The sequence below is a fragment of the Alkalicoccus luteus genome, from assembly GCF_012034335.1.
GTDB lineage: Bacteria > Bacillota > Bacilli > Bacillales > Salisediminibacteriaceae > Alkalicoccus > Alkalicoccus luteus_A.
This window is the reverse complement of sequence record NZ_JAATHJ010000019.1, coordinates 25626-51709: the sequence shown is the minus strand read 5'-3', so window position 1 is coordinate 51709 and position 26084 is coordinate 25626. Positions and strand designations below refer to the sequence as shown.

The following is a 26084-nucleotide window of genomic DNA, read 5'->3' as shown; positions in this document are numbered from 1 at the left end:
TGACGTTAAACGATTGTTTTTTGATAGGGGACGCACGACCAGCACAGCATCAGGATGCGTAGGCGTTTACGCAGGCATCTGAGATTTTTGAGATGAACAGAGGTGTTTAAGCGTATGTTTAGTACTTTAAGAGGGATGTTTAAGGCAGGCGATCTGCGGAATAAGATTTTGTTCACGCTTTCGATCCTTGTCGTTTTCCGTATTGGCGCTCATCTTCCCGCTCCGGGAGTGAACGCGGATGCGCTCAGCTTCGACGGACTGGCCGCACTCGGCTTTCTGAATACGTTTGGCGGCGGAGCGCTCGAAAACTTTTCGATCTTCGCGACCGGAATTATGCCGTACATTACGGCATCCATCATCGTCCAGCTTCTTCGCATGGACGTCGTGCCGAAGTTTGCAGAGTGGGCGCGTGAAGGGGATGCCGGACGAAAGAAATTGGCGAATGTGACGCGTTACGGAACGATCGGCATCGCGTTTGTACAGGCGCTCGGAATGTCGATCGGGTTTAACAACCTGATGCCGGGGCTCGTACCGAATCCGTCCGTTTCGACGTACCTGATCATTGCGATCACCCTTACCGGGGGCACGGCCTTCCTGCTGTGGCTCGGTGAGCAGATTACGGCTAAAGGCGTCGGAAATGGTATTTCGATCCTCATCTTTGCCGGTATCGCAGCAGGAATTCCGAACGGCGTCATGCAGCTGTATACGATCTACATTGCCGATGCAGGAGATCAGCTCTTCTTAAACATCGTCATCGTAGCGCTGATTGTACTGGCAATTCTGGCTGTAGTCGTGTTCGTTATCTTTGTCCAGCAGGCTGAACGAAAAGTGCCTGTTCAGTATGCGAAGCAAATCGCAGCCGGCGGCCGTGCAACGGGCGGACAGTCGTCCCACCTGCCGATTAAGGTAAACGCGGCAGGGGTTATCCCGGTTATCTTCGCGATGTCGCTGTTTATCTTCCCGCCGACAGTAGCGAACTTCGTCGGAGAAGGCAGTCCGGTCTCGACGTGGATCGTGCAGACATTTGACTACACGAACCCGATCGGCATGGTCTTCTATGCGCTGCTCATCATCGCCTTTGCGTATTTCTATACGTTCGTGCAGATGAATCCGGAGCAGATGGCTCAGAACCTGCAGCGACAGAATGGCTTTATTCCGGGCGTTCGACCAGGTAAAGCAACACAGGACTACATCGTCCGCCTGCTTTACAGACTGACGTTCGTCGGATCGCTCTTCCTGGCAACAGTAGCGATTCTGCCGCTTATTTTCGGTACGCTTGCCGGCCTTCCGCCAGCGGTGCAGATCGGCGGTACCGGACTCCTCATCGTCGTCGGGGTTGCACTCGATACGATGAAGCGAATTGAAAGCCAGCTGATCGACCGGCGTTACACAGGATTTATGCGCCGTTCTTCTTAATAGCAGTACTGAAAACGCATCGGCTTATCGCCGGTGCGTTTTTCAGAGTGTGGATAAAGTCATTTTAAGTGAATAACGTTGCATCTGCCTGCATCTGCGGACACTCGCTTTCCGGAGGGAACGGCCTCAGCTAACCGCTTCCTCCTGCTGTCGGAAGCGCTGGATCTTCGCCTCGTTCTGATCCTCCTGGAGTCGAGATCCTCCGATTTGGCAGCTGGCTGTCCGGTTGAAACGCCTGGTGAGGATTCACATATGCTTGTTCCATATGGATGGAACCTTTATAAAGGCAACGCTTCGATGTCAAATAGGGATTACCTGTGCTTCAACGTATGTACCATGAAACAGTCGTATCTACCGATCGGAACGTTTTTCTCCAACAAACAAATCCATTTTCCCGTCGTGTCCGGCGTGCCCTTGGAAGCCGCGCTCTTCTTGCAGACAGGGGTTTACCCTGAGAAATAGCTGAAGGCAAGCCCACGGCAGGCTCGGTAAATAGAGGAGAAATACAACCAAACGAATAAATAGGTAAGTTGAAAGACTTTTTCAGCAGCCTGGAAAATGCATCGGCTTAGCGCCGGTGCGTTTTTGGTTTTAGCGCAATTTCAAAAATCTGTCAGACGTCTGATGTTTCCAAAGTCGCACAAAAAAGTTAGAGTTCCGAAGAAAGTCTCATAATTGCACTGACTCCCTGCTGGTACTATCAATCGTTTTTGAAGCGATTTCACATACAGACGTATAGCACCAGCTGATTATGGTAAAATCTCAAACGTAACCCTTTTTCTGTCTGGCTTCTAAGCCGGCAAAAAGAGGGCCACATACTTCAGGGGAGGTTATACATAATGGCAAAACGTTTTCCAACTTGGATGAAGCGGACAGCGCTCGCCGGTGCTGCCGGAATGATCATGTTTCCGGCTGCTGTATCAGCAGAGGAACAGCACGACTTGACGATCATGACGACGACCGACATTCACTCGTATCTGATGCCGTACGACTACATGAATGACGAGGCGGTAGACGACTACGGCTTTGTGAAAACAGCGTCGCTGATTGAACAGGTTCGGGCTGAGAAAGAAAACACGATTCTGTTCGACAACGGGGATATTTTTGAAGGAAGCATGCTCGGGGAAATGGAAATTTTGATCGAGCCGGTTGAGGAAGGCGACACGATGTCTGTCATCAAAGCGATGAACGATCTCGACTACTCAGCTGCTGCAATCGGAAACCATGAGTACAATTTCGGTCTCGATTACCTGGATAACGTGATCGAATCAGCAGACTTCCCGATTTTAAGTGCAAACGTCTATAAAGCTGGTACGGACCGGGAAGAGCACTATCACGAGCCGTATACGATCATTGAGCACGAAGTAGACGGAAAGCCGATTGATATCGGCGTCATCGGTTTTGTGCCGCCGCAGATCATGCAGTGGGACAACCTCCACCTGGAAGGCAATATTGAAGTGCGTGATATTGTGGAATCTGCTCAGCGCTACGTTCCGGATCTCGCGGAGCAGTCAGACGTAGTCGTTGCTCTCGCTCACACGGGGGTTAATACGAGCGACCGTGAAACAGAGCATGCAGCCGTATCACTCGCTGAGTCTGTAGACGGTATCGATGCCCTTGTCATGGGACACGCACACCAGACGTTCCCTGGAAACTCCGGTTATGATGAAGTAGAGGGCGTTGATGACGAGGCTGGTACGATCCACGGCATTCCGGCTGTTATGGCAGGGTCATGGGGGAGCCACCTCGGAACAATTGACCTCAGCCTGACCGAATCTGATGGGGAATGGTCAATTCAATCCTCTGCTTCTGAAGTCATCGGGGTTGAGGGCGTTGAATCAAACGACCGTATCGTTGATTTGATTATCGACGTTCATGAGAAAACAGTCGACTACATTAATGAAGTTGTCGGCTCGTTCTCGGAAGGCATGAACAGCTTTTTCTCTCTCGTTATGGATAATGAAGTGACACAGCTCGTAAACGATGCCCAGCTGTGGTACACAGAGGACTACCTGGAAGGCACAGAATATGAAGAGAAGCCGCTTCTCTCCGCAGCAGCACCATTCCGGGCCGGCTACCGCGGCGGATTCACGGAAGTGGATGCAGGTGACGTTACAATTGGTGACCTGGCAGATATTTACGTATACTCCAACACGCTGCAGGTTGTAGACATTGACGGTGCCGAGCTTGAGCAGTGGCTGGAGCGTTCTGCCGAAAATTTCGAACAGATCGATCCTGCTGCAACAGAGGATCAGGATCTGCACGCGAGCTTCTCCGCGTTTAACTTTGACGTCATCGAAGGTGTCGATTATTACCTGGATGTGACGCAGCCGGTTGGAGAGCGCGTTACGGATCTGATGTATGAAGGTGAGCCCGTCACAGAAGATATGGAATTCCTCGTCGTTACAAACAACTATCGTGCAGGCGGCGGTGGCGATCACCTGGAAGACGCGGCACTCGTTGAAGAACTGGTTGATGCAAACGTACAAAACCGACAGGTGATTGCTGAATATCTGCAGGCTCACGGTACGTATCATCCACACGCGACGTTTAACTGGGCACTGCTGCCGCAGGATATGGCAGGAGATGTTCTCTTTACGAGCTCTCCGGATGGAGTCGATCACCTGGAGCGTCTTGGTATTGATCAGGTGAGCTTCACGGGTGACTACACGGATGATGGAGACGGCGCTTACTTCGCCTACAACTTTGACGTAGACGGCACCGAATCCGATATCTATGCTGATCATCCTGGACAGACGGAAGGCGATGAAATGCCTGCTACAGCAACCGCTTATCCGTACTTGATCATTCTTGGTCTGACAGCAGCTGCTGCAGGCGCTGTGCTTCTGACTCTACGCAGACGCGCAACAGTTTAATAGGGAACATAATGAAAGCCTTCCGGTGATGCCGGAGGGCTGTTTTATATGTTGTTTGAAAAAACGGCTTAGCAGGGTCCTGCTTCTCGTTAACTGAAGACTGCCTTTAAAAGAAATGATGTTTTTACGTGAAAGTGTTCAACTTTTGAAGCAAAAGCATGAACACCATCTGTAATAAATTCACCTTTTTTCTCAAAAGGTTCAAGACTCTCTGTAATATGTTTACGAGCTTCAACTTAGAGCTGATATAACGAATAAACGTTCATCCTGTTCCGCCAAATCATTAACTTCTCAGGGAAAACGTTCAACTTTAGTCGAGTTCAGCTTTCTGTTTACGTGCCCGTGCTCCATCCCCAAGTCATCTGACGCAGCTATTGGAATGGCAATCAAAAACCCGCCGAACACTGCCGGCGGGTGTTGGATCGTCATCCTTTTTTACGAAGCAGAACTCGTTTCCAAAGCGGTGGCTTTGCAGCCTGCTTTTCGAGTTTTTCAGAGTCGGCGCGGCTATAAAGCACACCTGCAATGACCGCGGTCAGCGGAATCGCGTAGATCAGACCGATGCTTCCGGCCAGAATCCGGATGATTTCCGTTGCCATCGCTTCCATGTTGATAACCCGGTTAAAGGATACGTTGTGTGCATTCAACACGAGCAGCAGCGTCATGGAGGCTCCGGTATAGGCGAGAATCAGCGTGTTTGCCATCGTCCCCATGATATCCCGGCCGAGATTCATGCCGGATTTGATCAGCTGTCTGGCTGTTGCCGCCGGGTTGGACCGCTTCACTTCATCAACAGCTGAAGCAATGGACACACCGACGTCGAGCACTGCACCGACGGCTCCGATGATCATGCCTGCCAGAAGCAGTCCCTGAAAATCGAACGACGTGTTCGGAACGTACATAAGCATCTGAGCATCATCCGCGCCGAATCCGGTCAGCCTCGTCACGCGGGTCATCACGGAGGCGAGTACGCCGGCCAGAATCACGCCGCCTATCGTGCCGAGTACAGCGGCCGCGGATTTCCGGTTCCACCCGCTGATCAGCAGGACGGAAGCAACGGTAATAATCGACGCGATGACGATCGTCGTAAAGACTGGCGGCATTCCGCCTAAAATAAGCGGGATGAGCAGCTGCATAATCAGGAAAATAGTGAAAGCAAGGGAAATAACCGTCTTAATGCCCTTCAGTCCCCCAATCAACACGAGAGACAGAGCGAAAAAGATGCCGAGGTACATTAAATAATGATCCCGCGCAAGCTCTCTGACAAGGGAGCGGGTGATAGTGCCGTCTTCGCTTTCTATGTACACGAGCACGCGGTCGCCGGTACTGTAATAAAAATCCTGTGCCGGGTTGCCGGAGAGCGTCTGCTCCACCGTCACCGTTTCCCCGGAAAACTCTCCTTGATCAATCAGGATTTCCATCCGCTGGAAGCCGGGAGACTCTTCTTCCATCACGATGATTTCCCCGCGAACGGTCTCAGCCTCCTGTGCGGTTGCCACAGCAGGCCAGACAGCAAATGCTGTCAAAAAAGCAAGTACTATCAGTAAAGAATGTTTCAAACGTATCACGCTCCAACTTACGGCTGCTGTCATTGTATCACAGAGCCGAATGAGCAGGAGGAGCTGACAATTAAAAAAAGAAAACAGACTTTTTTTAATTTTTAGTTGCATAAACGTCAATAATTTACTATAGTAAAAGTAGTGAAAGCGCTTCTTTTTTTCATGTAAAAATGAATGAGCATTCATTCAAAAAAGAGTATTCAGGGAGGTAGCTTATGACCCGTCATATTAAAAAGGCAGCAGTTCTCGGATCCGGCGTAATGGGTTCCGGCATCGCTGCCCATCTAGCGAATATCGGTATTCCCGTGCTGCTGATGGACATCGTACCGAAAGATGCGGAAACGTCAGGCAGCCAGGTAGCCACGTTAGAGAGAAAGAAAGTACGCAATCAGCTGTCGCTTGAGGCGATCAAAAAGCTGAAAAAACAAAAGCCGGCACCGCTTGCTCGTCATGAAAATGCTGATCTCATTGAAGCAGGAAACTTTGAGGACGACATGCACCGGCTTTCAGAAGTAGACTGGATTATTGAAGTTGTCGTTGAGAACCTTGATATTAAACAAAAAGTGTTCAGTCAGGTGGAAGAGCACCGTCGTCCAGGCACGATCGTCAGCTCGAACACATCCGGCATTTCGATTGAAGCGATGGCGGAAGGCCGCTCAGAGGACTTCAAGAGTCATTTCCTCGGCACCCATTTCTTTAATCCTCCGCGCTATTTGAAGCTGCTTGAAGTGATCCCGACACAGCAGACGGACGAGCAGGTGACATCATTCATGAAGCAGTTTGGTGAGGATGTACTCGGCAAAGGCGTTGTGGAAGCGAAGGATACGCCGAACTTCATCGCAAACCGCATCGGCACGTACGGACTGCTCGTCACCGTCCGGGAAATGATGAAGCAAGGTGTAAGCGTGGGCGAAGTAGATTCCGTTACCGGACCTGCTCTCGGCCGACCTAAGAGCGCAACGTTCCGTACGCTTGATGTCGTCGGACTCGATACGTTTATGCACGTTGCGAAAAACGTGTACGATCAGGTTGAAGGAGACGAAAAAGACGTCTTTGATCCTCCTGCTTTTATGAAGAAAATGATCGAAGAGAAGATGCTCGGCAGCAAGAGTGGAAAAGGGTTTTATCAAAAAGTGAAGACCGATTCAGGGAGTGAAATTCAGGAGCTCAATTACGAAACGATGGAATATGAGTCCCGCCGAAAAATGAAAGCGCCTTCTGTTCAGCAGAGCAAGCAGGCGAAAGGAAAAGCGGCTAAAATGCAGGCGCTCGTTTATGCTGACGATCAGGCAGGTCAGCTCGTCTGGAACATTTTAAAGCCAACGCTTCTTTACGCAGCTGAGAAAGCCTACGAAGTAGCGGATTCGATTTATGACGTCGATCAGGCAATGAAGTGGGGCTTCGGCTGGGAGCTCGGTCCTTTCGAAACGTGGGATGCGATCGGACTTGAAAAGTCTGCAGCCCGCATGAAAGAAGAAGGCGAAACGCTTCCGGACTGGGTGGAAGAGATGCTATCCTCCGGGAAAACGAGCTTCTACGACGGATATGCTACCTATTACGAGAACGGCAGCTACCAAAAAGCCGCCATCAACGAAAAAGTGATTCACCTGAAGTCGTGGAAGGATGACAGCACGGTGATCATGAAAAACACCGGTGCTTCCCTCACTGATATCGGAGATGACGTGGCAGTACTCGAATTTACGTCGCCGAACAACTCGATCGGACTAGACGTGATGCAGATGATCAACAAGTCGATTGAAGAAGTAGAGAAAAACTACAAAGGGCTTGTCATTAACAACCAGGGTAAAAATTTCTGTGTCGGTGCGAACCTGATGATGATTCTGATGGAAGCACAGGACATGAACTACCCGGAAATTGACCTCGTTGTCCGTCAGTTCCAGCAGTCGATGGCTAACATCCGCTACTCGGAAAAGCCGGTCGTAACCGCACCGTTCCAGATGACGCTCGGCGGCGGAACGGAGATTGCACTTCCTTCAGCAGGGCTTCAGGCATCGATGGAAACGTACATGGGGCTTGTAGAGACCGGTGTCGGACTTATCCCTGGAGGCGGCGGAAACAAAGAGCTGTACCTGCGCCACCTGAAAGCCATTCCGGAAGGTACGAAAGTCGATTTACAGGCAGTCAGCAACAATGTATTTGAACTGATCGCGATGGCAAAAGTCAGTACAAGCGCGCATGAAGCACAGAAATACGGCTTCCTGCGACCGCAGGACGACATCAGCATCAACGACGACCACCTGCTGCACGACGCGAAGCAGAAGGCTCTTTACCTGTATGAGCAGGGGTATCGTGCGCCGAAGCGGGAGAAGATTCCTGTTGTCGGTGAACGCGGATATGCGACGATGCTGCTCGGTGCAAAAACCTTGCAGTATGGCGGACATGTATCCGAGCACGATGTGAAAATAGCACAAAAGCTGGCGTTTGTTCTCGCCGGAGGACGCGTTCCTTACGGTACAGAAGTAGATGAACAGTACCTGCTTGATCTGGAGCGGGAAGCGTTCCTCAGCCTCGTAGGAGAAGCGAAGACACAGCAGCGTATGCAGCACATGCTTACAAAAGGGAAGCCTTTGCGCAACTAGTCAAAAGGAGGGGTCGGAGTGAACGAAGCAGTTATAGTAGCAGGCGCGAGAACGCCTGTCGGAAAAGCAAAAAAAGGAACGTTTGCCAGCGTGCGGCCGGATGATCTGGCTGCCGTAACGATAAAAGAAACATTAAGCCGTGCCGGGGATTTTGATGCCTCGCGGATCGAGGATGTCATCATCGGCTGTGCGATGCCGGAAGCAGAGCAGGGCATGAACATGGCCCGTAATATTTCGGCGCTGGCAGGTCTGCCGGACCACGTACCGGCGATCACGATTAACCGCTACTGCTCATCCGGGCTGCAGAGCATTGCCTACGGGGCGGAACGGATCATGCTGGGACATTCAAGTGCAGTGCTTGCAGGCGGTGCGGAATCGATGAGCTTGATCCCGATGGGCGGTCACGTGATTGCACCGAATCCGCACCTCGTTGAAGAAGCGCCTGAATATTACATGGGTATGGGCTTTACAGCAGAGGAAGTCGCCAAGCGATTCGGCGTTTCTCGCCGTGACCAGGACGAATTTGCTGCAGAAAGCCACAAGCGTGCGGCAGCAGCAATTAAAGGCGGAAAATTTGAAGATGAAATCGTGCCGGTACCAGTGACGCTTCGCGGCGTTGATGAAAATCACAAGCTCGTTGAACGAGAAGTGACACTGGCTCAGGATGAAGGCGTCCGCGAGGATACGACAGCGGATACGCTGGCCAAGCTTCGGCCTGCGTTTAACCAGCACGGTGGCACGGTTACAGCCGGTAACGCCTCACAGATGAGTGACGGAGCAGCCTCTGTACTCGTGATGGACCGGGCAGCAGCAGAGCAGGACGGCCTGACTCCGCTCGTGAAATTTCGCTCCTTTGCGGTTGCCGGCGTCGCGCCGGACATTATGGGAATCGGTCCAGTAGAGGCCGTTCCAAAGGCTGTTAAGCAGGCAGGCCTGCAGATGGAGGATATCGGCTTATTCGAACTGAATGAAGCATTTGCCTCTCAGGCTCTGCAGGTGATCCGGCATTTAAACCTGGATCATGACAAAGTGAACGTTAACGGCGGAGCAATTGCGCTTGGACATCCGCTTGGCTGTACAGGAACGAAGCTTTCGCTCAGCCTCATTCACGAAATGAAGCGCCGCGGTGAGCAGTTTGGTGTCGTAACGATGTGTATTGGCGGCGGTATGGGAGCTGCAGGAGTATTTGAGCTAGTCTAATCCAGAAAGGATGATCATCATGGCAACAACGGAAAAGGTAAAAGGCGGCGGATTTCTGCTCGACAGCCAGACAGCAGAGAACGTATTTACACCGGAGGATTTCAGTGAAGAGCATAAGATGATTGCGAAGACGACAGAAGACTTTGTTAAAAACAAAGTAGTACCGGAAATCGAGCACATCGAGAACCATGAGTTTGACCGCTCCGTCAGACTGCTGAAGGAAGCTGGAGAATTAGGTCTGCTTGGCGCAGATGTGCCGGAAGAATTCGGTGGCATTGGTCTCGATAAAATCAGCTCCTCACTGATCACAGAAAAGTTTGCGCTTGCGGGATCTTTCTCGCTGACGCAGGGAGCACATGTCGGGATCGGCTCTCTCCCAATCGTTTTCTTCGGTAATCAGCAGCAGAAAGAGAACTACCTGCCAGCACTGGCTTCCGGTGAAAAGATTGCAGCTTACGCTCTGACAGAGCCAACTTCCGGCTCCGATGCGCTGAGCGCGAAAACGACGGCGAAGCTGACAGAAGACGGCAGCCACTACGTGCTTACAGGTGAAAAGCAGTGGATTACAAACGCCGGTTTTGCAGACGTGTTTGTCGTATACGCAAAAGTAGACGGTGAACACTTCAGTGCATTCATCGTAGAGCGCGATTACGAAGGCGTTTCGGTCGGCCCGGAAGAGAAGAAGATGGGCATTAAAGGATCCTCTACCCGGACACTGATTCTAGACGAAGCGAAAGTACCGAAGGAAAATCTGCTCGGTGAAGTCGGCAAAGGCCACGTGATTGCTTTCAACATCCTGAACGTCGGACGCTATAAGCTTGGCGTCGGCTGTATCGGCGGCGCAAAGCGTGCGATTGAGCTGTCTGCCAAGTACGCCAATGAGCGCAAACAGTTTAAAATTCCGATCTCCAAGTTTACGCTGATTCAGAAAAAGCTTGCGGAAATGGCAGCGAAAACGTACGCGATGGAATCAACGATTTACCGTACAGGTGGTCTGATTGACCAGGCGTTTGAAAACCTGTCGGAAGAAGAGCAGAAAGACGGCGCTGCTATTGGAAAAGCAATCGGTGAATATGCGATTGAATGCTCACTGAATAAATTCTTTGGCTCAGAAGTTCTCGACTTTGTTGTCGACGAAGCAGTACAGATCCACGGCGGGTACGGTTTTATGGCGGAGTACGAAGTAGAAACGATGTACCGGAACTCCCGCATCAACCGTATTTTCGAAGGAACAAACGAAATCAACCGCATGCTCGTTCCGGCTACAATTATGAGAAAAGCAATGAAAGGCGAACTGCCGCTTCTGGAGCAGGCAGGAGGTCTTCAGGAAGAGCTTATGATGATGATGCCTCAGGAAGTCGGCGATGAGCCGCTTGAGCAGGAGCGTTATCTGCTGGAAAATGCGAAGAAAGTATTCCTCATGATTGCGGGCACCGCTGCACAAAAGTACGGCGAAAAGCTGCAGAAGGAGCAGGAGCTGCTCGCGAACGTAGCGGATATCGTAAACGAAGTGTTTAACATTGAGTCGATGATTCTCCGTACCGAAAAAGCAATGGCTCGCGACGGTGAAGAAAAAGCCGCACAAAAGCTTCTCATGACGCAGGTTTACTCACAGGAAGCGTTTAATAACATTGAAGCGGTGGCGAAGGAATCGCTTGTGGCACTTGAAGAAGGGGACAGCCTGAGAACGATGCTGTCTATTCTGAAAAAGCTGACGCGCCACAATCCGGTGAACCTGATCGCAAAAAAGCGTGAGCTTGCGCAGAAGATCATTGCAGAAGAGCGTTACGTCGTTTAATTGTTAACCACTTTAGGGCGGGATGCCGCCCTAAAATAATTATAATCTTCTTTCTGGCAGCAGAAAGACATTCTCTCAGAAAACCCCGGTCCTCCTGTCTCCCCACAGGCGGATCGGGGTTTTCACATGCTTGCAGATTCGACGATTCTTCTGGCAGCGCGCTGTGCACCGGCAATGTTTCTCGCTGACGGACCAATTTCCAGTTCAGCTAAGGCACCGGTAACATACAGGCGGTCTGTCCACATAAGCGATGGGGAAAGCTTTGGATACCCGCAGTCTGCGCAAGGAAGCGAGTATGCCTCAATGAGCGGTTTGAGCCAGGATGAGCCGGGAAGCTCTCTGGAAAAGCCCGTACAGGCTGTGACCGTTTCAGCCTGGAGACTGCATCCGGATGAAAGTGCAAGCTCTATCATACCGTCCTCATGACGCGTAGAGCTTACCGCTTCATCCTGTAATATCGTCAGCCTGCCTGCGCGCTCCATTCTGCGCAGCTTAAATAAGAGTTCACGTGTCATCGAGCCGGTCCGTCTCTCCTGATGCAGACACGTCCGGCGACTGCGGTCGTCCATACGGCTGAACGCCTGCATCCGCTTCGGACCAAGCCAGCCTGGGTCACTGTCAAACTGGGAAACCTGCAGAGGCCTGCGGTGCAGCAGAACCGGTTCAGCGTCTGCCTGCTCTGCCAGAAAAACAGCCGTGTGAGCTGCTGAAATTCCGCCGCCGACAACGATGGCTCTGCCGGTTACAGCTGCCGGATCAAAAGCAGGGTCATAGACATGCACAGCGTGGGGCTGCAGAGCTTCCGGAATTATAGGCTTACTGCCGCCGCCCGGAGCTAAAAGCAGGTTCGTGGTCGAAACGATCGTGTTGTTCCCGTACACTTTCCAGCCGTCCTTGCTTTTTTCAGCCTTCACAACGGTATCCTGAATCCAGCTGTTCTGCAGGCCTGCTTCGTGAAGCAGATCCATCGACGTGTTATAAAACATGGAGCGGGAAGGACGTTTGTAGCGGCCGAGAAAGCTGTCCCCCCGCTTCTCGAGCTCCAGCGGATCCGGTGACAGATGGTGAACAAACGAGGAGCGCAAATAGGGCATTCTGATTTTTTCCGTCCGTTCCTTCCATACAGCAAGCGGTTCGGCATGCGGATCGATGACAGCAATCTTGTCAGCGGGAATGCCGGCCTTTCGGCGCAGATGAACAGCTGCCGTCATGCCTTGTATACCGCCTCCAACGATGAGCCAGGAAACGTGCTTCATTCCAATCAACTCCTAATGATCATCTTAAAACGAAATAATTACGATTTGTGAAAAGTATATCGAAATTACGTTACGTGTGCAACAGAAGATAGAACAATCGCGCAAGATACGGTAAACTTAATGAGGAAAGGAGTGAGAGCGATGAGCATGACGTTTTATCATTATCCGAAATGCACGACGTGTAAAAAAGCAAAAAAGTGGCTGGAAGGTGAAGGAGTCGAACTGGAAGAGGTACATATTGCAGAGAATCCGCCTTCCAAAGATGAGCTGAAACAGCTGCACGAACAGAGCGGTCTGCCTTTAAAGCGCTTTTTCAACACAAGCGGTCAGAAATACCGCGAGCTTGGATTAAAAGACAAGCTATCCGACATGTCTGAGGAGGAACAGCTGGAGCTGCTTGCGTCAGACGGCATGCTGATCAAACGTCCGATTGCAGCAGCAAATGGAAAAGTAACGGTCGGCTTCCGCGAAGCGGACTACGAGAAAACCTGGAAATAAGCTTCCGCCGGTTGCGGTGTCCGCGACTGTTATATTATAGTGGAAGAGGAAGTGTTTGTTTACTTACTACGCAGATGGAGGGATCCGGAGCATGAGCCTGCCAAAGGATTATAAGTATTCAGAAGAGCACGAATGGGTCAAAGAAGAAGACGGGAAAGTACGAATCGGAATCACTGATTTCGCCCAGAGTGAGTTAGGAGATATCGTATTCGTTGAGTTGCCGGAAGTTGGAGATGAACTTCAGGCAGATGAGCCATTTGGAAGCGTCGAATCGGTTAAAACCGTTTCCGAGCTTTACGCACCAGTGAGCGGAAAAGTCGTTGAAATCAATGAGGAACTGGAAGATTCTCCAGAGCTCGTGAACGAATCTCCGTATGAGCAGGCGTGGATGGTCGTCGTGGAAGTGTCCAGTCAGGGCGACGTCGACAAGCTGATGGACGCGGATGCCTACCAGAATATGATTGATCAGGACTAGTTTCTGTTAATGAAGCTTGGGTAAAAGCGTTTAAACACATGAAAAACCGGATTATCTGCTGAAGCTCGTATCAGAGCTTCAGGATAGTCCGGTTTTTGTTTTCATAATATGGGCAGCCGTCTTATCATGCAGATCCGGAAATCCTGGTGATCGTTCTGTTCCGGTCTTCAATAAAGTGATAAATACCTTCTGATGATTACAGGCATACAGATGTATTGACGGGAAACAGACTAAGCTGGAGCGGAGATGTAACAGCTACTTGAGGGCACAATCTTTTTTATTGACAACCCTAAAACGCAGTGATAACATCCATAACAGACGAAAAAAACGAATACTCTTCTTATCATGAGAGGTGGAGGGACTGGCCCGATGAAACCCGGCAACCACTGTACAGGCGTACAGAAGGTGCCAATTCCTGCGGATGACGATCATCCGGCAGATGAGAAGAAAGCTTTTCTTTCACAAGGAAGCCTTTCTGCTCATCTGTTTGGCAGAAGGGCTTTTTTCGTATGTAATATTTTTTTGCTTAAACGCGTCTGTGCGTTAAATAGACTAAAGAGGTCTGTTTAATTGCAAATAGATGGAAAGGGGTTTCTCAGTTGATTACGCTCTCGAAGCTCGCGAAAATCTTCCATACAAAGGACGGCGATGTCCGTGCGGTGGATGATATTGATCTGACAATTGATAAAGGAGAAATATTCGGTGTGATCGGCTACAGCGGTGCGGGAAAAAGCACGCTGATCCGCATGCTGAACATGCTTGAAGCGCCAACTTCCGGTGAAGTGGATGTAGCGGGCAGGCCGATGCACAGTTTATCCAAAGGAAAGCTGAGAGAAGCCCGCCAGGAAATCGGCATGATCTTTCAGCACTTTAACCTGCTCTGGTCGCGTACCGTTGCAGAAAACATTGCATTTCCGCTCGAAATTAAAGGGGTATCAAAGCAGGATCAGAAAAAAAGGGTTGATGAATTGATCCAGCTCGTCGGTCTTGACGGCAGGGGAGGCTCTTACCCGTCCCAGCTCAGCGGGGGACAGAAGCAGCGGGTCGGCATTGCACGTGCGCTTGCTAACGATCCGAAAGTCCTCTTGTGCGACGAAGCAACGTCTGCGCTGGATCCGAAAACAACGGACTCGATTCTTGATCTGCTCGTTGATATAAACGCAAAACTTGGACTCACGATCGTTCTGATCACGCATGAAATGCACGTAATTCGGAAAATCTGTCACCGGGTTGCAGTGATGGAAGCAGGTAAAATTGTCGAGCAGGGAGACGTGCTTGATATCTTCCGGCGTCCAAAGCAGGCGATGACGAAAGAATTCGTGAAGCAGGTTACGGAGCCGGAAGAAACGGAAGAGGCGCTGAACCACCTCCTGGACAGAGAAGGAATTGGCCACGTGCTGCAGCTGACGTTTGTAGGAGGCGATACTCAGCGGCCGCTGATTACGGACGTTGTGCGCAAGTTTGATGTTGACATTAGTATTCTGCAAGGGAAAATTTCGCAGACGCAGCACGGCTCTTACGGATCGCTGTTTGTCAGTATGAACGGGGAATCAGCAACCGTTCAGCAGGCGGTCGCCTATATCCGCGAGCAGGAAGTAGAAGTGGAGGTGATCCACGGTGGATAATGTGCTGATACAAGCAGCATTTCTCGGAGATGTGAACTGGGATAACATGTGGAATGCAACGGTTGAAACTTTATATATGTCCGTCGTTGCACTGCTGTTTACCTTTCTTTTTGGAATTGTACTTGGACTGCTTCTCTTTTTAACCGATCGAAAGCAGCTTTGGGAAAATAAAGCCGCACACTTTGTGATTGGGGCATATGTCAATATATTCCGATCGATTCCGTTCATTATCTTAATCGTGCTGCTCATACCATTTACACGCTCCATCGTCGGAACCTTTCTCGGTCCGTCTGCTGCACTGCCGGCGCTGATCATCGGGGCAGCTCCGTTTTATGCACGGATGGTGGAGATTGCTCTTCGGGAAATCGATAAAGGAGTTATTGAAGCATCGAAAGCGATGGGTGCAACCAATGGCCAGATTATTCGTAAAGTACTGCTTCCGGAATCGATGCCTGCGCTCGTATCAGGTATCACAGTAACTGCGATTGCACTCGTAAGCTATACGGCAATGGCAGGTGTCATCGGAGCCGGCGGACTTGGGGACCTTGCCTTCCGCGACGGCTTCCAGCGAAACAATCCGGAAATTACGCTTACAGCAACAGTGATTATTCTTGTAATTGTATTTGCCCTGCAGTTCATCGGCGATATGATTACGAATAAAATAGACAAACGATAAATCAGGAGGAATGAATCAAATGAAACGAACTATTCAACTCGCAGGTATCAGTGCTCTTTCACTCGCTTTTCTAGCAGCGTGCGGAGAAGGAGAAAATAATAACACGACCGAGATCAACAGCGGCGATAACGCCAACAACGTCGAGGACGTAGAAAACAACAGTGAGGCTGAGAACAATAATGCTGACGAAGCGAACGAAGAAAATGATGCTAATGCAGGAAACGAAGAAGCTGCCGAAGATTTCGAGCCGTTTACGGTAGGAGCTTCCAATATTCCGCACGCTGAAATTCTGGAATTTGCCGCTCCAATGCTTGAAGAGGAAGGCATTGAGCTTGAGATTGTGACATTTAACGACTACATTCTTCCTAACCAGGCGCTCGATGAAGGAGAGCTGGACGCGAACTACTTCCAGCACGTTCCGTATCTCGAATCGCAAATTGATGAGTTCGGCTACGACTTCGTAAACAAAGGCGGCATTCACATCGAGCCAATCGGTCTTTATTCTCAGGACTACGATACGCTTGAGGATCTGCCGGAAGGTGCAGATATTATCATGAGTGATTCCGTAGCTGACCACGGACGTATTCTGACAATGCTTGAAGAAGAAGGTCTTATTACGCTGGAGGAAGGTGTCGGTATTGAAGCAACTGTCGACGATATCGCAGAAAACCCGAGTGACTTTAACTTCCAGGCAAACGTAGAGGCAGCACTGCTGCCGACTGCTTACGAGAACAACGAAGCAGATGCGATTCTGATCAACTCGAACTACGCGCTTGATGCAGGACTCAATCCACAGGAAGATGCGATCGCCCTGGAATCCGCTGAAGACAATCCGTATGCTAACGTCATTGCTGTCCGCGGTGAAGACGAAGAAGATCCACGAGCGGATATTCTCGTCGATGTCCTGCTTTCTGACGATGTCCGTGACTTTATTGAAGAAGAATACGAAGGCGCCGTTATTCCAGCCGAGTAATGACGTCATCCACCAGGACCGTCCTTCACCTGAAGGGCGGTCTTCAAAGTGTTGATAAAGTCATTTTAGGTAAATAAGATTGCATCTGCCTGTATCTGCGGACACTCGCTTTCCGGAGGGAACGGGCTCAGCTAACCGATTCCTCCTGCTGTGGGAATCGCTGGATCTTCGCCTCGTTCTGATCCTCCCGGAGTCGAGATCCTTCGATGCCGGCAGCTTGCAGTGCGTTTCATGTGCTCGTTATGAAGGCACGATCGGCTTCAATACAGGATCGAATACATTTCGATGTTAAATAGGGATGCCCGTCCTTCATCGAATTCATGATAAATGGAATGAAAGCAGTCGCGTCTGCCTGTTGTGACGTTGTTCTCCACGAATCAGAGCCGTTTCCCCGATGTGTCCGGCGGAGGCGCAACAAGCAGTCTGAAGATTCAGTGCCGTTCAGATCTGCGAACGGCATCAACGCACGAGCGGAGCCGGACTGGCTTTTGAAGGCTTCTTGTAAGAAGCCTGTGTCCGAGTGAAGCCTCATAGCCGTTCGATCTTGAACGGCATGAAAAGCGCGAGTGGAGCCGGACCGGGTCTTAAAGGCTTCTCGCGAGAAGCCTGTGTCCGAGTGAAGCCGTGCCCTTCTTCTTTTGATCCAGGGGTCACCCTGAGAAATAGCTGAAGACAAGCCCACGTCAAGCTTCCGCCGGTAAACAGAGGGGAAATACCATCAAACGAATAGATAGGTAAGTTGAAAGACTTTTTCAACAGCCTGGGGACCGTCCTTCACCTGAAGGGCGGTCTTCCGTCTGTCCAAAACATCCTTTCTCTCTATGCGTTTATAATTCGATGGCATAAGGTCAGCTGCCGGAAATGTATGATCCAAAAGCAATTGAACTCGCAGCTAAAGCAACACTGCGCCCTGAAAAGCCGCACCCGCTCGAATGTACGACGAATTCATGCAGAGGAACAGCTGCGGGCAAGTGCGCAAGTTAGGCAGATAAGCGAAAGAGAGGTGCGTCATCGTAAATGGGTGTTTCTATGTTAATCCACATTTCAAAGACTTCCTTCTCAAAAAGACGCCTTTTCCTATGACCAGGTTTTTTTCATGCCCTAGCTTCCTGCGTTTGAAAAGGGAGGTTTTCCTCCTTTTCAAGGAGGGGAGGCGTAAGCTGGGATCCTTACGGGCCCAAGGGATAGACAAGTACGTCACTATGTAAGCGCTTCATTTGTGAAATGCAGAGCATATGAGAGAAAATATGCCAAAATGTACAGATAGACGACTTGAATCCGGAAAATGAGTAAGGAAAGTGAATTGTCAGAAAATATAACGTTCCATGCGCATTGGTTCACATACGATTCCATACTATACTTAAAGCATCCCTTAAACCAAGAGGACAAATTATCTGGAAGGAATGTGATGAGCTATCCATCTTATTGCGACGAAACACACTGTAGAAATGGAAAAGGCAATGCAGTCATCCCACGGAATGTGCTACGGAGAATATAATTCCAAGCTTGAGAACAGAATGCAGGTAGAAGCTGCAAGGGATCAGGAGTATGCAGAGAGCCAGAAAATCGTACAGCAGTTTCTTCACGGATAGAACAAAACAGCCATCCTATACATGAAAAAAAGCATGCCGGGACAGAAGTCTCCAGGCATGCTTTTTATGTGCTGCGCGAAACATAGCGCTTTTAATTAAGATTGATTATCAATTACAATTAAAAAAGCACATTCTATTGAGAATGTACAAGCTGGGATGTTCAGTAAAAAGGATGTTATAAAACTTCCGGATTAGCTGATACAGCTGACTTACTATGAATTTATCTCTTTTCCTTGAACTCAGTTAATAGATAAGATAAGATTAGAATGAAAATAATTTGAGAATCTATTGAAGGTTCCTATGTTATGATAGAAACGTGCTGCGGCACAGCGTTTATTATAACATGTCTATAAACTAACTTTCAAAAAATATGGAGGTATCATTCATGACTAAGCCAAGCCTGAGTGTGAAAGATCTGCACGTATCCATCGAGGAAAAAGAAATTCTGAAAGGATTCGGCATTGAAGTAAAAGGTGGCGAAATTCACGCTATCATGGGACCAAACGGTACAGGTAAATCAACACTTGCCTCTGCCCTTATGGGACACCCTAACTATGAAGTAACGAGCGGGGAAGCAACGTTCAATGGTGAAGACCTGTTTGAAATGGAAGTTGACGAGCGTGCTCGCGCCGGACTTTTCCTGGCGATGCAGTATCCAAGTGAAGTATCTGGTGTGACAAACGCAGACTTCATCCGTTCTGCTATGAACGCAGACCGCGGCGAAGATGACCAGGTTTCCCTCATGCAGTTCATCCGTAAGATTGATGAAAAGATGGGCACGCTTGAGATTGACCAGTCGTTCCAGCACCGTTACCTGAACGAAGGTTTCTCCGGCGGTGAAAAGAAGCGGAACGAAATTCTGCAGCTGCTCATGCTTGAACCGAAAATCGCTATTTTGGATGAAATTGACTCCGGTCTGGACATCGACGCACTGAAAGTAGTAGCAAAAGGAATCAACGAACTTCGCAGCGACGACTTCGGCTGCATGATTATCACGCACTATCAGCGTCTGCTCAACTACATTCAGCCGGACTTCGTTCACGTTATGATGCAGGGCCGCATCGTGAAATCCGGCGGACCTGAGCTTGCTCAGAAGCTGGAAGAGCAGGGTTATGACTGGATTAAAGAAGAGCTCGGTATCGAAGACGAAACGGTTGGGCAGTAATCACTGCAGGAGGAGGATGTAGACTATGACAACGGAATTGACGTTTCCAGTAACAGAACAGCAGCTGCAAAGCTTTTCCCAAGGTCGCGATGAGCCGAAATGGTTCACAGACCAGCGTCTTGCAGCGCTTGATAAGGCAGGGAAGCTCGAGCTTCCGAAGCCGGATAAAACGAAGATTGCGAAGTGGAACTTCACTTCTTTCTCATATGATGCAGATACAGAAGCGACTTCTTCCTACAGCGGACTGTCTGATGCTGTCCGCACGCTTGTAGGAGAAGAAGCGGACGTTGGCAACCTGCTGACGCAGAAAAACGGCGTGACTCAGTTTGGGTCCGTTCAGGACGAGCTGAAGGCAAAGGGCGTCGTTTTCACCGATATGGCTACTGCGGTAAAAGAACATGGAGATCTCGTTCAGAAGTATTTCATGCAGGATGCTGTATCTTCAGATGAACACAGCCTGACAGCAGCACACGCTGCTTTGCTTAACGGCGGAGCATTCATCTATGTTCCGGAAGGTGTCGAAGTGGAAGCACCGCTTCAGGCTATCTTCGCTCATGAAGGCAGCTTCGGTTTGTTCAACCACGTGCTGATCGTGGCAGAGGCGAACAGCCGCCTTACGTATATCGAAAACTACCTGAGCGAAGGCTCCGGCGATGCTGCTGTTGCCAACATCGTTTCAGAAGTGTACGTCGGTGATGGAGCAGTCGTTCGCTACGGGGCCGTTGATAACCTGACGGACAGTGTCACAACGTACGTGAACCGCCGCGGCTACGTAAGCGGCATCGACGCGAAGCTCTACTGGGCACTCGGTCAGATGAATGACGGAAATACAGTATCTGAAAATACAACGTATCTGCACGGACAAGGTTCCTATGGCGACACGAAAACGGTATCCATCGGACGCGGCAAGCAGATTCAGAACTTTACGACGAACGTGATCCATTTTGGAAAAGATACAGACGGCCAGATCCTGAAGCACGGTGTCATGAAGGAAGCAGCCACGTCGATCTTTAACGGTATTTCGAAAATTGAGCACGGCGCTACAAAAGCAAACGGAGAGCAGACGGAACGCGTTCTGATGCTGAGCGAAAAAGCACGCGGCGATGCGAACCCGATTCTTCTTATTGATGAGGACGACGTAACGGCAGGCCACGCTGCATCTGTCGGACGAATCGATCCGCTGCAGATGTTTTACCTGATGAGCCGGGGACTCAGCCGTACTGAGGCAGAGCGCCTGATCATTCACGGTTTCCTGGAGCCGGTTGTGGGCGCACTTCCAATCGACTCTGTAAAAGAGCAGCTGTACGACGTGATTGAAAGGAAAGTGTACTGATTATGAATGTGCAGGACGTCCGCAAACGTTTCCCGATTCTGGACCAGGAGGTAAACGGTCATTCGCTCGTTTATCTTGACAGCGCAGCGACTTCCCAGAAGCCTTCCTCGGTCATTGAAGCAGTAGAGGACTATTACAACCGCTACAATTCGAATGTTCACCGCGGCGTCCACACACTCGGTTCAATGGCTACGGACGGCTACGAAGGTGCCCGTGAAAAGGTTCGCCGGTTCATCGGTGCCTCCAGCATGGAAGAAATCATCTTTCTTCGCGGCACGACGACAGCGATCAATTTGATTGCATCGAGCTACGGAAAAGAGAACGTCGGACCTGGAGATGAGATTGTCATCACCCCGATGGAACACCACAGTAATATTATTCCATGGCAGCAGCTGGCGAAAGCAACCGGAGCGGAGCTGAAGTATATTCCGCTGCAGCCAGACGGCACTATTTCGATAGAAGAAGCTGAAGAGACGATCACGGATAATACGAAGATCGTTTCGGTCATGCACGTTTCAAACGTGCTCGGCACCGTAAATCCGATTCAAGAGCTGACAGAAGCGGCTCACCGCCATGGTGCGGTGATGGTCGTGGACGGTGCTCAGTCGGTACCGCATATGAAGGTCGATGTTCAGGAGCTGGATGCAGACTTTTATGCTTTTTCCGGTCATAAAATGTGCGGACCAACCGGTATCGGCGTGCTTTACGGCAAGAAGAAGCTGCTGAAAAACATGGAGCCGGTTGAATTCGGCGGTGAGATGATTGATTTTGTTGACCTGTATGACTCGACGTGGAAAGAGCTCCCGTGGAAATTCGAAGGCGGCACACCGATCATCGCCGGGGCCATCGGACTGGCAGCAGCAATCGATTTCCTGGAGGAAATTGGTCTTGACCACATCGAGGCTCACGAGAAAAAGCTTGCGCGCTATGCGCTTGAGCAGCTTAAAGACGTGGACGGTGTAACGGTTTACGGACCGGAAGACCGAGCTGGAATCATCACCTTTAACGCTGATGACGTCCATCCGCACGATCTCGCTACCGTTCTCGACTCTGAAGGTGTCGCTGTCCGCGCAGGTCATCACTGTGCACAGCCGCTCATGAAGTGGCTGGATGTGACAGCAACGGCAAGAGCTAGCTTTTATCTTTATAATACGGAAGAAGATGTGGACCGCTTCGTCGCGTCTCTTCACAAAGCAAAGGAGTATTTCGGCGATGTCTTTGGGTAATCAGCTGGACACACTCTACCGTCAGGTAATTATGGATCACTATAAAAATCCGCGTAACAAAAAAGTGCTTGAAGGCGATACGCTGTCGGTTGACATGAATAACCCGACTTGCGGCGATCGTATTCAGCTTCAGATGAAGGTCGATGACGGTCACATCGCCGAAGCTGCTTTCACTGGGGACGGATGCTCCATCAGCATGTCTTCCGCGTCGATGATGACACAGGCAGTTAAAGGCCTTCCGGTGGACGATGCTCTGCGGATGTCCAGTCTTTTTTCTGACATGATGCTCGGAAAAGAAATTGAGACAGCAGGCCTTGATCTCGGGGATATCGAAGCGCTGCAGGGCGTTGCGAAATTCCCGGCGCGGATTAAATGTGCCACTCTCGCATGGAAAGCGATGGAACAGGGACTTGAAGAAGAGGATCAGTCATAGTCGTTTTTTGTAAGTGATGCCGATATGATGTAAAATGAACCTACAGCGTTTAACAACGCCTGAATGAACAGGAACGAACAGACCGTCAGTGCTGTTTTTTTGCAGATAGATTTATAAGGAGGGTTTCACCATGGCGAAGAAAATGCCGGAAATGGAAGAGTATCAGTACGGCTTTTCGGATAAGGACGTTTCGATTTTCCGTTCGAAAAAGGGTCTGACCGAAGAGATCGTGCGCGAAATCTCCAAGATTAAAGATGAACCTCAGTGGATGCTCGATTTCCGACTGAAGTCACTGGAACAATTTTATAAGATGCCGATGCCTCAGTGGGGCGGCGATCTTTCCGAGCTCGATTTTGATGAGATCACGTATTACGTGAAGCCGTCCGAGCGTTCCGAGCGTTCTTGGGATGAAGTGCCGGAAGAAATTAAGAACACGTTTGACAAGCTTGGTATTCCGGAAGCAGAGCAGAAGTACCTTGCTGGTGTGTCTGCACAGTATGAATCTGAAGTTGTGTATCACAACATGAAGGAAGAACTGACCGAACAGGGTATCATTTTCAAGGATACCGATACAGCGCTTAAAGAAGATGAAGAAATCTTCCGCGAGCACTTCGGTAAAGTCATTCCTCCATCAGATAACAAGTTTGCTGCGCTGAACTCTGCCGTATGGTCCGGCGGTTCCTTTATCTATATTCCTAAGGGAATTAAAACGGACACGCCGCTTCAGGCCTACTTCCGAATTAACTCAGAGAACATGGGTCAGTTCGAGCGTACGCTGATCATCGCGGATGAAGACAGCTCCGTGCACTATGTGGAAGGTTGTACAGCACCGGTTTATACAACGAACTCTCTCCACAGTGCCGTTGTTGAAATCATCGTAAAGAAAGACGCTTATTGCCGTTATACGACGATTCAGAACTGGGCACCGAACGTATTCAACCTGGTAACGAAGCGTGCCGTTGCGGAAGAAAATGCCGTAATGGAGTGGGTCGATGGAAATATCGGTTCGAAGCTGACGATGAAGTACCCGGCTGTCGTGATGAAAGGCCGCGGTGCACGCGGAAACGTTCTTTCCATTGCGATTGCAGGTAAAGGTCAGCATCAGGATGCTGGTGCTAAGATGCATCACCTTGCTCCGGACTGTTCTTCTTCGATCGTATCGAAGTCCATTTCCAAGCATGGCGGTAAAGTAACGTACCGCGGGATCGTGCACTTTGGCCGTAAATCAGAGCGTTCCCGTTCCAACATTGAGTGTGATACGCTCATCATGGACAACGAGTCAACGTCTGATACGATTCCGTACAACGAAATTTTAAACAACAACATTTCGCTTGAGCACGAAGCGACTGTTTCCAAAGTATCGGAAGAGCAGCTCTTCTATCTGATGAGCCGCGGTGTTTCCGAGCAGGAAGCTACAGAAATGATCGTAATGGGCTTCATTGAGCCATTCACGAAGGAGCTTCCAATGGAATATGCGGTTGAAATGAACCGTCTCATTAAATTTGAGATGGAAGGTTCAATCGGTTAAGACGCATTTGCTCTGAAGCGGATCTGCCTGTCGGCGGATCCGCTTTTTGTTTCGAATTCTCTCTTCCCGGGGAAAAGAAGGTCAGAGCAAATAAGCGAAAAAGCACTTGAAAGGAGCAGGTATCATGGGCAGAATAGATGTAGGACTGACCGGCTGGGGGGACCATGACTCGCTGTACGAGGATCTTCCATCGAAAGCATCCAAGCTGGAGGCATATGCCGGCCACTTTCCGGCAGTTGAACTGGATTCGTCTTTTTACGCCGTGCCGCCTGCAAAAAACATTCAGAAATGGATCAGTGAGACGCCGGTAGGTTTTCAGTTTATCCCTAAAGCCTATCAGGGTATGACCGGCCATCAGCGCGGCAAAAATCCGTTTGATTCACGGGAGGAAATGCTCGAAGCCTTCAGGCTTGCGTTTAAGCCGATGCTGGAAGCCGGCAAGCTCGCCTATGTGCTCTGTCAATTTCCGCCCTGGTTTGACTGCACACAAAAGCACGTGCAATACATAAAGTGGCTCCGGGAAGAGCTGCGGCTTTTTCCGGCGGCTCTCGAATTTCGTCATGCCTCGTGGTATGAAGAAGCGTACAAGGAAAAAACGCTAGACTACATGAAGCAGGACAACTGGATTCACAGCGTCTGTGATGAACCGCAGATCGGTGAACGGTCGATTCCATGGGTAGGAGAGGCCACGCAGGAAGACCATACGCTGGTGAGGCTGCACGGGCGGAACAAAGCAGCCTGGCAAAAACCTGCACCGGGACAGAAATGGCGGGAAGTCCGCTATTTGTATGACTACAACGAAGAAGAACTCCACGATATACTCGAAAAAATACAGGAATTAACGAACCAATCACGCACGGTGACAGTCGTATTTAACAACAATTCAGGAGGTCACGCAGCCGGCAACGCAAAGCGGCTGCAGAAAATGGCCGGACTGCCGGTAAAGGGTCCGGCTCCAAAGCAGCTTGGATTATTTGATAACGAAGACTGACATCCGCTGCTTTACAGAGGAGTACGTTACGGATGGAATGGATTGCACTTGCCGTCCTCGGTCTTGCTGCTGCGATAATCGGCAGCGTCATGGGCCTTGGGGGAGGCATTATTATTGTACCGGCACTGATGGTGCTGGGAGGCTATACGGAACTGCTGAGCGGAATCACACCGCAGACAGCAGTAGGAACATCGCTGCTTGTGATGATCTTTACCGGTCTGTCCTCCACCCTCGCTTACATGAAGCAGAAGGTGGTTGACTTGAAGAGCGGACTGCTGTTTTTTGCAGGCAGCGGACCCGGAGCGCTGTTTGGCGTCTGGCTGAACAGCGGCATTGATGTTGCAAGCTTTTTAATCGCCTTTGGTGTGTTTATCATTATCGTATCGTTTATTCTGCTGATCCGGCATCGGATTAAGCCGATTCCGCTTCGCCCGGGAGGCATTAAAAGGACCTTCCGCGAGCCGGACGGCACGATCCGGGAATATGGCTATGAAGCGTGGCTAGGCATTTCAATCGCTTTCTTTGTCGGCATGTTTTCCGGACTTTTCGGAATTGGCGGAGGCTCGCTCATGGTGCCCGCGATGATCATTCTCTTTGCGTTTCCGCCTCATTTTGCCGTTGCAACTTCCATGTTTCTCGTTTTCCTGTCTGCGCTCGTGAGCTCTGCATCGCACGTAGCCCTCGGAAACGTCGACTGGGTGTACGCAGCTGCTCTTATTCCGGGGGCCTGGTTCGGCGGTAAAATCGGAGCGTGGATCAACCGGCGTTTGAAAAGCGATACGCTCGTCCTTGCCCTGCGCGTCGTGCTTCTGCTGATCGGAATCAGGCTGATTTATGAAGGCATCACCGGGCTATAATAAAGGA

General features: G+C 50.2%; 23 protein-coding genes and 1 riboswitch. Of the genes, 18 read left to right on the top strand and 5 right to left on the bottom strand.

Annotation, left to right across the window (positions count from 1 at the left end; translation table 11 throughout):
- Positions 1–114: 114 nt before the first annotated feature.
- A complete protein-coding gene (gene secY / locus HCN83_RS12100) occupies positions 115–1416 on the top strand; it encodes a preprotein translocase subunit SecY (protein WP_168007652.1) in 1302 nt (433 codons plus the stop codon).
- A 130-nt stretch (positions 1417–1546) separates the two neighbouring features.
- Here secY and HCN83_RS18620 read toward each other — a convergent pair whose 3' ends face one another.
- Positions 1547–1681 carry a hypothetical protein gene (locus tag HCN83_RS18620; protein ID WP_281351728.1) on the bottom strand — a complete coding sequence of 45 codons (135 nt, stop codon included), beginning with the start codon at positions 1679–1681 and terminating at the stop codon, positions 1547–1549.
- Between the two features lie 574 nt (positions 1682–2255).
- Here HCN83_RS18620 and HCN83_RS12095 point away from each other — a divergent pair.
- Complete coding sequence (locus tag HCN83_RS12095; RefSeq protein ID WP_168007650.1) at positions 2256–4292, top strand: bifunctional 2',3'-cyclic-nucleotide 2'-phosphodiesterase/3'-nucleotidase; 2037 nt, start codon at positions 2256–2258, stop codon at positions 4290–4292.
- A gap of 291 nt (positions 4293–4583) precedes the next feature.
- On the opposite strand, the gene HCN83_RS12090 is transcribed toward HCN83_RS12095, so the two are convergent.
- Entirely contained in the window at positions 4584–4721 is a 138-nt protein-coding gene (locus tag HCN83_RS12090; protein WP_168007648.1) for a hypothetical protein, read from the bottom strand.
- A complete protein-coding gene (locus HCN83_RS12085) occupies positions 4718–5851 on the bottom strand; it encodes a YibE/F family protein (protein WP_168007646.1) in 1134 nt (377 codons plus the stop codon). The genes HCN83_RS12090 and HCN83_RS12085 overlap by 4 nt, the downstream gene beginning before the upstream one ends.
- A 215-nt stretch (positions 5852–6066) precedes the next feature.
- Here HCN83_RS12085 and HCN83_RS12080 point away from each other — a divergent pair, with 215 nt between their 5' ends.
- The 3 genes from HCN83_RS12080 to HCN83_RS12070 are packed head-to-tail and all read left to right on the top strand — an operon-like array spanning position 6067 to position 11449.
- Positions 6067–8451 carry a 3-hydroxyacyl-CoA dehydrogenase/enoyl-CoA hydratase family protein gene (locus tag HCN83_RS12080; RefSeq protein WP_168007644.1) on the top strand — a complete coding sequence of 795 codons (2385 nt, stop codon included), beginning with the start codon at positions 6067–6069 and terminating at the stop codon, positions 8449–8451.
- Between the two features lie 18 nt (positions 8452–8469).
- Entirely contained in the window at positions 8470–9651 is a 1182-nt protein-coding gene (locus HCN83_RS12075) for an acetyl-CoA C-acetyltransferase (protein WP_168007642.1), read from the top strand.
- 19 nt (positions 9652–9670) lie between these two features.
- Positions 9671–11449 (top strand): acyl-CoA dehydrogenase family protein, encoded by a 1779-nt coding sequence (locus HCN83_RS12070; protein WP_168007641.1) that lies wholly within the window; start codon positions 9671–9673, stop codon positions 11447–11449.
- Between the two features lie 122 nt (positions 11450–11571).
- Here the strand turns inward: HCN83_RS12070 and HCN83_RS12065 are convergent, their stop codons facing one another.
- Positions 11572–12705 (bottom strand): FAD-dependent oxidoreductase, encoded by a 1134-nt coding sequence (locus HCN83_RS12065; protein ID WP_168007639.1) that lies wholly within the window; start codon positions 12703–12705, stop codon positions 11572–11574.
- Positions 12706–12846: 141 nt separating this feature from the next.
- Here HCN83_RS12065 and HCN83_RS12060 point away from each other — a divergent pair, with 141 nt between their 5' ends.
- From HCN83_RS12060 to HCN83_RS12040, 5 genes are all read left to right on the top strand, one after another.
- Complete coding sequence (locus HCN83_RS12060; RefSeq protein ID WP_168007637.1) at positions 12847–13203, top strand: Spx/MgsR family RNA polymerase-binding regulatory protein; 357 nt, start codon at positions 12847–12849, stop codon at positions 13201–13203.
- Between the two features lie 91 nt (positions 13204–13294).
- Positions 13295–13678 carry a glycine cleavage system protein GcvH gene (gene gcvH, locus HCN83_RS12055; RefSeq protein ID WP_168007635.1) on the top strand — a complete coding sequence of 128 codons (384 nt, stop codon included), beginning with the start codon at positions 13295–13297 and terminating at the stop codon, positions 13676–13678.
- Between the two features lie 337 nt (positions 13679–14015).
- Positions 14016–14124: riboswitch (SAM riboswitch) on the top strand.
- Positions 14125–14277: 153 nt separating this feature from the next.
- Positions 14278–15303 carry a methionine ABC transporter ATP-binding protein gene (locus tag HCN83_RS12050; RefSeq protein WP_168007633.1) on the top strand — a complete coding sequence of 342 codons (1026 nt, stop codon included), beginning with the start codon at positions 14278–14280 and terminating at the stop codon, positions 15301–15303.
- Positions 15304–15310: 7 nt separating this feature from the next.
- Positions 15311–15979: a methionine ABC transporter permease MetI gene (locus HCN83_RS12045; RefSeq protein ID WP_168007676.1), complete on the top strand. Its 669-nt coding sequence runs from the start codon at positions 15311–15313 to the stop codon at positions 15977–15979.
- A gap of 19 nt (positions 15980–15998) precedes the next feature.
- Positions 15999–16952, top strand: a complete 954-nt coding sequence (locus tag HCN83_RS12040; protein ID WP_168007631.1) for a MetQ/NlpA family ABC transporter substrate-binding protein — start codon at positions 15999–16001, stop codon at positions 16950–16952.
- Between the two features lie 229 nt (positions 16953–17181).
- On the opposite strand, the gene HCN83_RS12035 is transcribed toward HCN83_RS12040, so the two are convergent.
- The gene (locus HCN83_RS12035; RefSeq protein WP_168007629.1) at positions 17182–17412 is read right to left on the bottom strand and encodes a hypothetical protein; all 231 of its coding nucleotides are present in this window, start codon (positions 17410–17412) and stop codon (positions 17182–17184) included.
- Between the two features lie 988 nt (positions 17413–18400).
- Between HCN83_RS12035 and HCN83_RS12030 the strand changes: the two genes are divergently transcribed.
- From HCN83_RS12030 to HCN83_RS11995, 8 genes are all read left to right on the top strand, one after another.
- On the top strand, positions 18401–18544 hold the full coding sequence (locus HCN83_RS12030; protein ID WP_168007627.1) for a hypothetical protein: 144 nt from the start codon (positions 18401–18403) through the stop codon (positions 18542–18544).
- A 385-nt stretch (positions 18545–18929) separates the two neighbouring features.
- Positions 18930–19709, top strand: coding sequence for a Fe-S cluster assembly ATPase SufC (gene sufC / locus HCN83_RS12025; protein ID WP_168007625.1), 780 nt, complete (start codon positions 18930–18932; stop codon positions 19707–19709).
- A 25-nt stretch (positions 19710–19734) separates the two neighbouring features.
- Positions 19735–21042 carry a Fe-S cluster assembly protein SufD gene (gene sufD / locus HCN83_RS12020; protein WP_168007623.1) on the top strand — a complete coding sequence of 436 codons (1308 nt, stop codon included), beginning with the start codon at positions 19735–19737 and terminating at the stop codon, positions 21040–21042.
- A gap of 2 nt (positions 21043–21044) precedes the next feature.
- The gene (locus tag HCN83_RS12015; RefSeq protein ID WP_168007621.1) at positions 21045–22268 is read left to right on the top strand and encodes a cysteine desulfurase; all 1224 of its coding nucleotides are present in this window, start codon (positions 21045–21047) and stop codon (positions 22266–22268) included.
- A complete protein-coding gene (gene sufU / locus HCN83_RS12010) occupies positions 22255–22701 on the top strand; it encodes a Fe-S cluster assembly sulfur transfer protein SufU (RefSeq protein WP_168007619.1) in 447 nt (148 codons plus the stop codon). Before HCN83_RS12015 ends, sufU begins: the two co-directional genes overlap by 14 nt.
- Positions 22702–22831: 130 nt before the next feature.
- Positions 22832–24229 (top strand): Fe-S cluster assembly protein SufB, encoded by a 1398-nt coding sequence (gene sufB, locus HCN83_RS12005; RefSeq protein ID WP_168007617.1) that lies wholly within the window; start codon positions 22832–22834, stop codon positions 24227–24229.
- Between the two features lie 124 nt (positions 24230–24353).
- Positions 24354–25220, top strand: coding sequence for a DUF72 domain-containing protein (locus HCN83_RS12000; RefSeq protein ID WP_168007615.1), 867 nt, complete (start codon positions 24354–24356; stop codon positions 25218–25220).
- Between the two features lie 32 nt (positions 25221–25252).
- Entirely contained in the window at positions 25253–26077 is an 825-nt protein-coding gene (locus tag HCN83_RS11995; protein WP_168007613.1) for a sulfite exporter TauE/SafE family protein, read from the top strand.
- Positions 26078–26084: the final 7 nt, after the last annotated feature.